We start from the raw sequence: 12896 nt of genomic DNA, 5'->3' as shown, positions 1-12896 counted from the left end.
TGAGAATATGAAATAAGGTAGGGCAATGGCAAAAAATGAGGTCCCGAAAGGCGAACCTTTCGATTTAGAAAAACTTCAAACACTGTTTGAAATGATGGAAAAGCATGGGCTGACTGAAGTCAATCTCAAGCGGGGCGATGAAAACTGGAAACTACGTCGCGGTCCGCAGGAGACAATTTCAATGGTTCCTGCCGCAGCAATGCCGCATCAGATTCCTCAACAACCAATTGCGGCACCCGCACCGGCTGCTCCCCCAACTCCACAGGCTCAACCTCAGCCACAGGAAGCAACTCCTTCTGCTGAGTCAGGACCTGTTATTAAGAGTCCGACCGTGGGAACATTCTATGCATCGCCCACTCCCGATGATCCCGCCTTTGTAAGCATTGGATCAAAGGTAAACGCAGAGACGATTGTTTGTATCGTAGAAGCGATGAAAGTGTTTAATCAAATTCCAGCAGAGATGAATGGGACCATTACCGAGATTTTGGTGAAGGATGGGGAAGCCGTCGAATTCGGCCAGCCTCTATTCCGAGTCTCTCAAGGCTGATGCCTGTTTTATCAAATGGTTGTGATGTCGTTGTCAAAAATGATGACACATCAAAAATCAGAAGTAGAGTCCTTTTACCAAGTCATAAAACATGTTTCAAAGAATACTGGTAGCCAACCGAGGAGAGATCGCACTCAGAGTCATTCGTGCCTGTCGAGAGATGGGCATTGAGACAGTCGCGGTTTTTAGTGAAGCAGATCGGGGTGCCCACTATCTTTCCCTGGCGGATGAAGCGATTTGCATAGGCCCTCCTGCCGCAACAGACAGTTACCTGATGATCAATCGAATTATCAGTGCTGCTGAAATTGGTAATGTTCAGGCAATTCATCCCGGTTATGGATTTTTGGCAGAGAATGCGCACTTTGCCGAAGTCTGTCGTAGTTGCAATATCGAATTTATCGGCCCGCCTCATGAAGCCATGGCGAAGCTGGGAGATAAAGTTTCTGCGCGGGAGATTGCAAAAGCGGCCAACGTGCATTTATCGCCGGGTACAGAAGGGCTGGTGACTGATGAAACCGAAGCGCTTCAAGTCGCTCAAGAGATCGGCTACCCTGTGTTGATCAAAGCGACTGCCGGTGGTGGCGGTAAAGGGATGCGAGTGGCCCGCAATGATATTTCTCTCAAAGCGGGTTTGAAAGCGGCGGCAGCAGAAGCAGAAGCGGCTTTCAAAAATGGTGGCGTTTACATCGAAAAATACATTGAGAACCCCAGGCACGTCGAAGTACAAATTATGGCGGATAACCATGGGAATGTCGTCCACATCTGGGAGCGTGATTGCAGTTTGCAACGACGTCACCAAAAGCTGGTAGAAGAGAGCCCCGCTCCCAACTTGCCGCATTCCGTGCGTGAAGACATTTGTAAAGCCGCCTGCCGTTTGATTGAGTCAGCCGGATATACCAATGCGGGTACTGTTGAGTTTCTCGTTGGTCCTGATAATCAGTTTTATTTTATTGAAGTCAATGCCCGGATTCAGGTTGAGCATCCAGTCAGTGAATTGATTTCTGGTGTCGACTTAATTCAACAGCAGATTCGTGTTGCCGCCGGCGAAAAACTCGATCTCAAACAGAAGAACATTTCATGTAATGGTTCGGCCATTGAATTGCGTATTAATGCAGAAGATCCTGATAATGATTTTCGCGGGTCACCCGGAAAAATTACAAAGCTGCGAGTGCCGGCTGGGCCAGGTGTCCGGTTTGACTCACATATTTATGAGGGGTACACTGTCGGCCCTTATTATGATTCTCTGGTTGGAAAGCTCATTGTACATCGACCGACTCGCGAAGAGTCTTTAGCGTGTATGAGGCGTTGTCTGGATGAGTTCGTCATTGAAGGAATCAAAACGACGATCCCCCTGGCGAAAAAAATCTTTAATCACTCGGCCTTTATTGAAGGTAAAGTCGATACCACGTTTATCGAACGTACCTGGTAAAAAATGTCGAATGATGAAAGCGATATAAAAACCAATCGTTTTGTATTGTAACAGGCTCTCAAGATCTGACGTTCGCGGGTCTGAATCGAGCCCCCTTTCGGCAAAACAAATTGGTTCCAAAGGCGAAAGTTCGCTCATTTCAATGTTGTGTTGTAAGGTACATTTTATAAGCCATTCCCTTAAGAAGCGGCTTTACTTTTTAACGAAACAGGTACAGGTAGACTAATGAAAGTAGGTATTTTAACAGGTGGCGGAGACTGTCCCGGATTGAATCCCGTGATCCGTGGCGCGGTACGCGTAATCTGCAATGCAGGTGGCGAAGTGTACGGCTTACTGGAAGGCTGGCGGGGTGCCATTGAAGGAAACTACATTGAACTCACTTCAGAAAATACAGATGACATCATCTTCAAAGGGGGAACAATTCTGGGGTCCTCCCGAACCAATCCTTACAAAAATGCGGAAGTTGATGTTCCCAAAGTGAGAGCGACTCTTGAGAACCTGGGACTCGATTGTCTGATTGCCATCGGGGGCGATGACACGTTGGGTGTCGCCAGCAAGCTTTGGAGTGAACACAAACTGCCCGTGATTGGTTGTCCGAAGACCATTGATAACGACCTCAGTTCAACCGATGTGACGTTCGGTTTTGATACTTCGATCAATATTGTGATGGAAGCAGTTGACCGTTTGCGTACAACTGCAGAATCACATCGACGTGTCATGGTGGTAGAAACCATGGGACGCCATGCCGGCTGGATCGCTCTGTTCTCTGGCTTGGCAACAGCTGCTGACTATACTCTGGTCCCGGAAGTCGAAATCGACATGGACCGTATGATTGAAGTCTTGAAAAGACGTCGTGCCAACGGAAAAATGTATGGTATTGTGATTGTAAGCGAAGGTGCACAGTTCAGTGCCGAAGAAGGTGTCACCACACAGGATGGTGAAGTCGATGATTTCGGTCATGTGAAACTGGGAGGTATCGGCGAAACCGTTGCCAAGCTGATTGAAGAACGGACCGGCTTCGAAACCCGTCATGTGACACTGGGACACCTGCAACGTGGTGGTTCACCCAGTGCCTATGACCGTGTGCTCGGAACACGCTGTGGTGTTCACGCTGGCTGGCTGGCATTGAAGCATCATTTCGGTTACATGGTTGCTTTGCGTGGAACTCAGGTTGTCCCCGTTGCACTGGCAGACGCAGTCGGCGAAATGCGCGCTCTGGAACCGAATTTCCTCGAAGAAGCAGAAGTCTTCCTGCAATAATTGTTTCGGTTCGATGCAAATCAAAGAAACTAATGGAGTGTCATTTTTGAATTTTGGGGTGATAGAGATCACGGGAGTGCGACAACGGAGCACGTAACCAACACTCCCAGCTCTCAATTTCAAGCTTGACAAAGCACCCGGCGCTGGAAACAGCGCCTTTTTTTATGTCATATTCAGAATGCTCTGAACAACACAGGTTGAACTGTCATTCCCACGTCCGCAGAATGAATTACTAAACAATGTTATCTATTGGGCATTCTTGGTTTTCACGCTGGATAATCATCCCTGACCCTGTTTAAGATAGTAAGACTGACACATACCTGCATGATTGCTTTCGCCTACCAAATTGAGATCCCACGGTTCTCAATGATTTCGATTTTCTTCCCGGAGGGACTAATGACATCACCGCGCTTGCTCCACATTCAAACCTCATTTTTTTTGTCTCTGTTCTGTCTCAGTTTCTTTTTAACTTCTCAAACAACAGAAGCAGGTGACAAAGGGTTTAAGCCAATTTTTGATGGTAAGACACTCAAAAACTGGGACGGTGATCCTCGTTTCTGGTCGGTAGAAGACGGCGCCATCACGGGCAGAACCACTAAAGAAAATCCGACCAAAGGCAATACGTTTATTATCTGGCGAGGAGGAAAACCCGCCGATTTTGAGTTGAAGCTGCAATATAAAATCATCGATGGCAATTCAGGAATCCAATATCGCAGCTTCTCGGTTCCTGGTGCCGACAAATGGCGTGTGGGTGGTTACCAGGCTGACTTCGAAGCCGGCGATAAATATTCAGGCATTTTATATGGTGAAAGATTTCGTGGAATTTTAGGATTACGCGGAGAGAAAACTGTCATTGGCAAGAATCACAAACCCAAGGTGGTTGGTTCAGTCGGTGATACAAATGAGATCCAGAAAAAAATCAAAAAGGAAGATTGGAACGACTATCATATTATCGCCCGTGGAAATCACTTCGTTCATAAAATCAATGGCGTGACAACCGTTGATGTTACCGATAACGATGTGGAAAAACGCAGAGCTGATGGGATTATCGCACTGCAACTTCATCAGGGACCGCCGATGGTAGTGCAGTTTCGCGACATTCAACTAAAAGAACTCCCGAAAGCAAGCAAAACCTCTTCGACCGAAGGCGCTAAAAAAAAAGTAGTCCTGATCGCCGGTAAGAAGAGTCATGGCTATGGTTCACACGAACATCGAGCCGGTTGTCTCATTCTGGCGGACGCATTGAATAACAGTGGTCTGGGCATTGAAACCACTGTGGTGACAGAGGGCTGGCCACAGGATTCCAGTGTGCTGCAGGATGCAGATTCGATTGTTATCTATTGTGATGGGGGAACACGTCATCCTTATAATCAGCACCTGGAAGAATTAAACAAGCTGGCCGAGCAGGGCGTCGGTATGGTTAATATCCATTACGGAGTTGAAGTGCCCAAGGGAGATTCAGGCGACGCGTTTTTGCGGTGGATCGGTGGTTATTTTGAAGCTTGGTGGTCTGTGAATCCCCATTGGACCGCCGATTACAAAAGTCTGCCCGATCATCCGATCTCTAATGGGGTTGAGCCGTTTGCCATCAACGATGAATGGTATTATCACATGCGTTTTCAGCCTGAAATGAAAAACGTACAACCCATTTTGACGGCTGTGCCTCCCAAATCAACACTCAGCCGTCCCGATGGTGCTCATAGTGGAAATCCCGCTGTGCGTAAAACCGTGGGGCAGCCACAACATATGGCGTGGGCTTATGAACGTCCCAATGGCGGGCGTGGTTTTGGTTTCACTGGTGGTCACTTTCACTGGAACTGGGGACATAATGACTTTCGCAAGCTGGTATTGAATGCCATTGCCTGGTCTGCGAATGTAGATGTACCCCCGCAAGGAATAACATCAAAACCATTAACCGTTGAGGATCTCGAAGCCAACCAGGACTATCCCAAATCGAATAAACACAATTCCGCCCGTATCAAAGCATTGCTGGCAGAGTGGAATCAATAAGCGTCAATCGATTAGAATGACTTAGATCACTTGCGACATCAATTAAACATCAGAAGGAAACCGACTCAATGAAGTATCGTTGTCTTGTTCTCATACCAGCTCTGTTGCTCAACGTGACTTTCGATATCTCAACGCTGGCCGCACAGACGGAACGTGACCCTAAAGAGGCGGTGACCAATTTAACGGTGGCGCCCGGTTTAAAGGCAACTCTGTTTGCTTCGGAACCCAGTATCAGCAGTCCCTCCAGTATGGACGTCGATTCACAGGGCCGAGTCTGGATTTGCGAAATTGTTAACTACCGTGCGAAAATGCGTCCGATTCCGACGCGCAAAGCCGGCGATCGCATTCTGGTTCTGGAAGACACAAACAAAGATGGTCGGGCCGATAAAACGACGGTCTTTTATCAGGGACCTGAACTGGATGGTTCACAGGGAATCTGTGTCCTGGGAAACAAGGTGATTGTCGCTGCTCCGCCAAATGTGTTTCTCTTTACTGATGACAACAACGATGGCAAAGCAGACAAGAAAGAACTGCTCTTCAAAGTAACTGGTGGCGAGCATGACCATTCAGCACATGCTGCGATCTTTGGTCCTGATGGCAAACTATACTGGAACTTTGGAAATTCGGGCAAACAAGTCTTCGACAAAAATGGTAAACCGATTCTCGAAAGAAATGGTAAACCAGTACTCGATAATGGCAAGCCGTATTGGGGTGGAATGGTCTTCCGCTGTAATCTGGACGGAAGCGACTTTGAAGTCTTGGGACACAATTTTCGAAACAACTATGAAATTACCGTCGACTCGTTTGGTACACTCTGGCAATCGGATAATGATGATGATGGTAACCGCGGTGTGCGCATCAATTATGTGATGGAATATGGCAACTACGGTTACCTGGATCAATTGACGGGAGCACGCTGGAAGACACCGCGTACCGGCATGCACGAAGAAATTCCACTCAGGCACTGGCATCTCAGAGATCCGGGTGTCGTACCGAACTTGCTCCAGACCGGTGCCGGTTCTCCTACGGGAATTCTGGTTTATGAAGGTTCGTTGTTACCTGAAAAATATTGGGGTGAAGTGATTCACGCTGATGCCGGTCCGAATGTGGTTCGTGCTTACCCTGTTGAGAAGGACGGGGCAGGGTATCAGGCTGAAATTGCGAATATCATCACGAGCGAAAAAGATAAATGGTTTCGTCCGTCTGACGTCTGTATCGCCCCTGATGGTTCTTTGTTTGTGGCTGACTGGTATGACCCCGGAGTTGGCGGTCACCGTATTGGTGATCAGAAACGGGGACGTATTTTCCGTATCGCACCACCCAGTGCGAACAAGTATCAGTTCAATAAACTCGATCTGAGTTCAGTGGAAGGAGCCATAGCCGGAATCAAAAATCCTAATCTGGCAACACGTTATTTAGCATGGGAAAAACTGCATGCCCTGCAGGAACAGGCACTTCCTCAGTTAGAAGAATTATATCAATCTGACAACCAGAGGTTCCGCGCTCGCGCCCTCTGGCTGTTGGCAGGCATCAAGGGTAAGACAGAGCACTATGTCTCACACGCCCTCAAAGATTCCAACCCCGATATTCGCATCACCGGCTTGCGTGCCGCACGTCGTTATAAGTTGGATGTCATTCCTTATGTAAAACAGTTGGTACACGATTCCTCACCGCAGGTCCGACGTGAATGTTTGATTGCCTTACATCACAATCAGTCACCACAAGTGGCCGGGCTGTGGGTGACGCTGGCTGATCAATACGATGGTAAAGATCGCTGGTATCTGGAAGCGCTGGGCATTGGCATGGATGGGCAGGAACAAGAATTTATGTCGGCCTGGCTCAAGCAAGCAGGTGACAAATGGGATACTGCCGTCGGTCGTGATCTCCTCTGGCGATCTAAAATTCCACTGGCGGTTCCTTATCTGGTAAAAATCATTGAAAATCCTAAAACAAAACTGGATGCACTGCCGCGCTATTTCCGTGCTTTAGATTTCATTCCCGGCAAGGAAAAAAATGCTGCGGTTGCAGAATTGGCTTTGATCAAAGAGCCGGGAGATAAAAAGCGCGAAACCTACATTATTGCAGAAGCCATTTCGCGGATGCCTGCGAATGTCGTCATGAAAGATCAAAAATATCAGCATGCACTCGCGCAAGTCATCGATAGTAGTCGGGGTACTCCAGAGTTCACGAAGCTTGTCGAAAAATTTCACGCTTCTGCCTACTACCCTGAGTTGATTGCCATCGCTGGTCAATCGGGTAAATCGCAGACTGCCGTTGATGCGATCCGCGCGGCCTTAAGTTTGAAACAAAAAGCATTGATTCAGAAAGACTTGAAAAAGAAAGGTGGTTCTGAGAAAGAACGACATCAGAAACTCGATTTGATTTGGGCACTGGGCACTTCCGGTCACAAGGGAGCCAACGCACTCCTGCTCAATATCATTAAGGATGATCAGGAACCCTTGGTCGATCGACGTGAAGCGGTTCGGGCCATCGCCAAATCTCGATCCGGCGCGCACGCGTTGTTAGATCTTGCGGAAAAAGCAAATTTCCATGCGCAGCTGAAACCGACAGCCGCAGCCGCTATGTCGTCAACCATCATGAAAGATGTGAAGGAGCGGGCAGCCAAACTATTCCCAGCGCCTCCAACCAAAGACAACAAGCCCCTGCCTCCGATTAACGTCTTGGCCAGTATGAAAGGGGATATCCTCGATGGTCGTGTCATGTTTAACACCAAAGGGACATGCGCCAAATGCCATGTGATCAATGGCATGGGAAAAGAGGTCGGGCCGGATCTGTCAGAAATTGGTAAAAAACTGAGCCGCGAAGCACTGTTTGAGTCAATTCTCTACCCCAGTGCCGGCATCAGTCATAACTATGAATCGTACACGATCATTTTAGCTTCGGGGAATGTCGTGAACGGTCTCATGGTCAACAAAACCGATGATGCAATTACCCTGAAAGATGCTGAAGCCATTACACGAACCTTCAAGATGGATGACATCGAAGAAATCATTCCTCAAAAGATCTCATTGATGCCAGCCGACTTACAAAAAGTGTTGACGCAAGAGGAACTCGTCAACATCGTCGAGTACATGACCACACTCAAAAAAGCCAAGAAAGTAGAAAAGGCGAGCCGGTAACCCGAAGGTGTGGTTTGAATCGTATCATCTAAGGAGCATTCGTTGCGCGCTACGAACTTTGTCGGTTGGCTTGGCGTGGCGCTTGTCACTCTTGCTGGCAGTTTCTGGGCTTTCTGGGGAATCATTGAAGCCTTTCACGAAGGCTGGTGCAAGCCACTGTTGTGGATGCGACTACTTCAGACAGCTGCCTATCTAAGTCCGGCAATGTTTTTCTGTGGATTCGCTGTAATCGGTATTCGTTGGCCTCGCGCGGGAGCTGCGTTATTTACATTGCTCGGAATTACTATTACGACCCTCATTGTGAACGATCAGTCGCGCATTTCACTTGCGATTGTGTTGTGTCTGACTGCCCTGCCGGTACTAGTGGGGTGCCTGTTTTTATGGGGTCGACCCAAACCCAAAAAAGCTGCCTATCTCGTCGCTTTGGGAATTCCGGTTCTGACACTGATCGTATCTGGTGCAGAGCCCGTGATCCGAGTGAGCACTCGTGTTGATGATGGCGATCGAGGTGAACGTTTTGTGAAGGGGCAGGGTGTGGCTTTGTTGTGGGCTCCAGCGGGACCCGGGTGGAGTCGAGAGGGAGGTGTGAGTTGGAGCGATGCTAAAGAGCGGGTACGATATTTAACGAAAGATGGGATGTCATTGGCAAAAGAACCTCAGGATCTCTGGCGACTTCCAACGCGCGAAGAAGTTGTTTGCTCTCTGACTCGGGGCAATCGTAACGCAGGCGGAACATGGGACAAAGCACTTGAGCAGCCTCGCTACGAACGCAAACCGGATAAGGAATCACCGTTGTGGGATTCCTTTGCACCACTGATTTATCTTTGGACGGCAGAGGAAGCAGACGAGAAACGGGCCTGGATTGTCGTGTATCATGGCGGCGTCTATGCGAAGCCCAAAGCCGTTGGTTCTCCCAGTTTTGGTTTTCGCGCCGTTCGCGAATAATCTGTGCTTAACCTAAACGAAAAGTATTTTGGGTCACAAAGTCAGTTTGAAAACGCGACCTATGCGCTCCAGAAGCCATATTTGATTCGATAACAAAGAGCCCGCTTAGATTTGAATTTCCGCGAGTTCTCTGTGTTTTTGTTGCGAAGTGTATTGATCGACTAACGCGATGAGTTGTTTTCGATCTACCGGTTTGGTTGTGTAATCATCGCAGCCTGCATCGATACATTTCTTGCGATCATGACTCATCGCATGTGCTGTGAGTGCAATAATGGGGCCGGTATATTCCGCTTCCCGTAGCTTCGTTGATGCGCTATAGCCATCCAGGACGGGCATTTGCATGTCCATGAGAATGACATCGAAGGGATCGCCTTTATCACGTGCTTGCAAAGCAAGCTCCAAAGCGACTTGTCCATTATCCGCAGTGGTCACTTCAGCGCCCGACTTTTTCAAAATGAAAGAAATCAGCCGTTGATTATCAGGTCCATCTTCTGCCAGCAGTACGCGGCAATTGAGTTGAGTCGTTTTTTGTTCCTGCTTTTCTTCCGAACGATTCACAGGGAATTCTGCCTCAGAAACTTCCGTAACGAGTTCGACATCCTGGAGGGATCCCGTTGAAATACTAAGCGAGAATGTACTCCCTTTTTCTGGAATACTACTGACTTCGATGTTCCCACCCATCATTTTTGCAAGCCGCTTACTGATAGTGAGCCCCAGCCCTGTTCCTCCAAATTTGCGTGTCGTGGATGTATCGGCTTGGACAAAGGGTTGGAAAAGATGACTCATTTGATCTTTCGTCATCCCGATACCTGTGTCGATGACATCAAACTGCATTTGGGGATCGTTAGTCTCAATATCTTTTAGCCGCGCCACGACACGAATTTTACCGATTTCAGTGAACTTGGTGGCGTTCCCAATCAGATTGATGAGAATCTGGCGGATGCGTGTGGGGTCTGATTGAATCTGTTTCGGAACTGGGCCATCATATTCAAGCTCCAGTTGAAGTCCTTTCGCATTTGTGGGTACTCGCATGAGTGAAGTAACTTCCGAGAGAATCTGGCAAGGTGAGCATTGAATGTGTTCCACTTCCAGTTTGCCTGATTCTACTTTGGAGAGATCAAGAATGTTATTGATGATTTGCAGAAGATATTTTCCATTACGGCGAATGGTTTTTAAACCTTCAACATGTTCGGGGTCTTCAATCGTTCCTAGCAGAATTTCCGAGAATCCTAAGATTGCCGTCATGGGGGTACGAATTTCATGGCTCATGTTGGCGAGGAACTCACTTTTGGACTGGTTTGCTGCTTCTGCTGCTTCTTTGGCCTGAAGTAATGCTTGTTCCGCCTGTTTGCGCGATGTGATATCAGTTCCATAGAGATTAACATAGTTCTCTTTAACGATGGGGGCCAGATTCAATGAGTAGCATAATTGATTTGTGTCAACTTCGATGCCTACAGAATCGCCAATATCCAGTGCTTTTTGACAAGCCTCACTGATCTCGTAAGGAAGTAAATCATTCACTTGAATTCCCCAATGAGTGAGTAATTCTTTACTGGCAGGGTTAGCATAAAGCAGTTCACCTTCGCCTGAGACGCGCAGTACAGGATTGTTATTTTCCTCGGGAATGCGTGAGATCGTCTCGATTTTCTGGGATGCTCGTTGTTGTTCGGTAATATCAAGAATAACGGCAACAAAAACCGCTCTTTCCTCCAGTGTCGATAGTTCCAGGTTGACTGTCACAGGATACTCGGAACCATCTTTTCGGCGGTGCACGGTCGTGAATTCAAGATTACTTTGCAGACCCTCTATGAGCGGCGACACAATTTCTTGAAAAGATTGCTGTGTGTGTTCTGGTTTGATATCGACGGGTGTCAGTTCGCGAAGCTCTTCCATGCTATAGCCAATGTTGCGGCAGGCGCCTTTACTGACATGCACAAATTTCAGTGTCTCCTGATCAAATATGTAAATTTCATTCTGGGATCGATCTAGAATCTGACCAAAGGCACTCAGTTGTTCGGCTTTACGGTTCGCTACTACCAGATCTTTCGCCTGTCTTCTCAATTCATCTGTCTGATGCTCCAGTTTGTGATTGGCGTCCAAAATCATCTGGTTGGCGCTATGCAAATCTCGAGTTCGACTTTTTACTTGAGATTCTACAGACTCATTTGTTGCTTCCAGTTCGGCCTGCTGTCGAGCCATCGCACGCATTTCTTTAAGACTTTGATGAATGGCAATGAATAAGAAGACATCTTCAAATACAACCCAGGCACCATGCTCTACCACCCGCCAGGGGCTTGCCGTGAGCACACCAAAAATGGCTTGCGGATAAAACAGGCCAAAGGCTAAATGGTCGACTACCACCACCACTGTCGCTGAAATGAGAACACGCCAGTCTCGATAAAAGGCCAGAAACGCAAGTGAACCAAAGATGTGAAAATGCGTTTCAATCCGGCCGCCACTCAAGTGTATTAAGAGAGAGGCCATCAACATTTGGCTGATAGCAACAACATGCCGGGTGAGTGTGGATCCTGAGCGCGTTATCGCCAGATAAATGGGAAATAAGGAGATCAAGCCTCCCAACAGAATCGCTGCCCAGATGTGAAGGTGTATTTCGCTTTCCGTTCCAGACCAGGCACGAGGAGAAATCCAGTATGCAGCAATAATACTGCCGATCCACTGTAAGACCATCAAGCAGGCAAACAAGCGGTCGGTGCGCTTAAAGATCTCTAAACGATTGTTCTGATAGAGGGATTCTACTCGTTCCGAAATGGCATCATCATGATTTGTGGATTCTATTGTGCTCGACATTATTGATGCTCCTTATCGCAAGTGTCTTTTTTTCCCAATAAGGGGCAGCCGAAAGTGAAAGTCTGACCGGTTCCTGATGCACCACTTATCAAGATCGACTCAATGGTACTCCTGCCAACATTTTCGCCAGCATGTCCGCGTGATCCTGTAATACCGCCACGGAACAACAGTTGCCCCTCTGTGTCAAATAGCAATGTGTATCCCGAAGTCTTTGCATGAAATCGCTCTGCTTCGGAACCATCTTGATCATCAAAAACTTTGACGTCGGGGATGTCCTCTGCGGAAAACCAGAGGTCTGTCTGCTCCCAATTTTTGGGGAAGTCAGTTGGCTTAAAGAACAGTACTCGGGCATCTAACTTTCCAGCACAATGTGCCATGATCAGTGCCAGCTCATTAATGCTGGCCCGAGTGCAGGGGCAGTGAGGATGAGCAAACATCACGAGGGTTGCGCGATTTGTGTTTCGCTCAATTTGACTATTGGCAGGCCATTGTCGGGGAGGTTGAGTGACTTCGCCTGGAGTCGTCTGATATTTCCACATGGCTGACATACCGATTCCCACCAGACCAAGCCAGAGGGCTGTCAGAGCAGGTAAGGTAAACCACCGAAGTTTCCGTCTATGATTTCGGATGACTTGATCGTCGCCATTGGATGTACTTGTCCCTGGTGGATTCATTGTCTTTACCGTAAATAGTCTGAGGAGTTTGTTTTTTGGACTACTTAATGAATCTGTTTGTCGATCAATTATTGTTTGAAAAG

At 47.8% G+C, this 12896-nt stretch carries 8 protein-coding genes; 6 read left to right on the top strand and 2 right to left on the bottom strand.

Features of this window, described 5'->3' with window-relative positions:
- Positions 1 to 25: 25 nt before the first annotated feature.
- The 6 genes from accB (at position 26) to V144x_RS26375 (ending at position 9331) form a co-directional block, all read left to right on the top strand.
- A complete protein-coding gene (gene accB, locus V144x_RS26400; protein WP_144989897.1) occupies positions 26 to 547 on the top strand; it encodes an acetyl-CoA carboxylase biotin carboxyl carrier protein in 522 nt (173 codons plus the stop codon).
- A gap of 91 nt (positions 548 to 638) precedes the next feature.
- Positions 639 to 1976, top strand: coding sequence for an acetyl-CoA carboxylase biotin carboxylase subunit (gene accC / locus V144x_RS26395; protein WP_144989895.1), 1338 nt, complete (start codon positions 639 to 641; stop codon positions 1974 to 1976).
- 225 nt (positions 1977 to 2201) lie between these two features.
- Positions 2202 to 3236 (top strand): 6-phosphofructokinase, encoded by a 1035-nt coding sequence (locus tag V144x_RS26390; protein ID WP_144989893.1) that lies wholly within the window; start codon positions 2202 to 2204, stop codon positions 3234 to 3236.
- A 396-nt stretch (positions 3237 to 3632) separates the two neighbouring features.
- Positions 3633 to 5246, top strand: coding sequence for a DUF1080 domain-containing protein (locus V144x_RS26385; RefSeq protein ID WP_144989891.1), 1614 nt, complete (start codon positions 3633 to 3635; stop codon positions 5244 to 5246).
- Between the two features lie 68 nt (positions 5247 to 5314).
- Positions 5315 to 8386, top strand: coding sequence for a PVC-type heme-binding CxxCH protein (locus V144x_RS26380; RefSeq protein ID WP_144989889.1), 3072 nt, complete (start codon positions 5315 to 5317; stop codon positions 8384 to 8386).
- Between the two features lie 42 nt (positions 8387 to 8428).
- On the top strand, positions 8429 to 9331 hold the full coding sequence (locus V144x_RS26375) for a DUF7670 domain-containing protein (protein ID WP_144989887.1): 903 nt from the start codon (positions 8429 to 8431) through the stop codon (positions 9329 to 9331).
- Positions 9332 to 9436: 105 nt separating this feature from the next.
- Here the strand turns inward: V144x_RS26375 and V144x_RS26370 are convergent, their stop codons facing one another.
- Both V144x_RS26370 and V144x_RS26365 read right to left on the bottom strand, forming a co-directional pair.
- Positions 9437 to 12139, bottom strand: coding sequence for an ATP-binding protein (locus V144x_RS26370; RefSeq protein WP_144989885.1), 2703 nt, complete (start codon positions 12137 to 12139; stop codon positions 9437 to 9439).
- Complete coding sequence (locus tag V144x_RS26365; RefSeq protein ID WP_197998648.1) at positions 12139 to 12813, bottom strand: thioredoxin domain-containing protein; 675 nt, start codon at positions 12811 to 12813, stop codon at positions 12139 to 12141. The genes V144x_RS26370 and V144x_RS26365 overlap by 1 nt, the downstream gene beginning before the upstream one ends.
- Between the last annotated feature and the right edge of the window lie 83 nt (positions 12814 to 12896).

Source organism: Gimesia aquarii (assembly GCF_007748195.1).
GTDB lineage: Bacteria > Planctomycetota > Planctomycetia > Planctomycetales > Planctomycetaceae > Gimesia > Gimesia aquarii.
The sequence above is the reverse complement of the archived record's forward strand: the minus strand, read 5'-3'. Positions and strand labels throughout refer to the sequence as shown.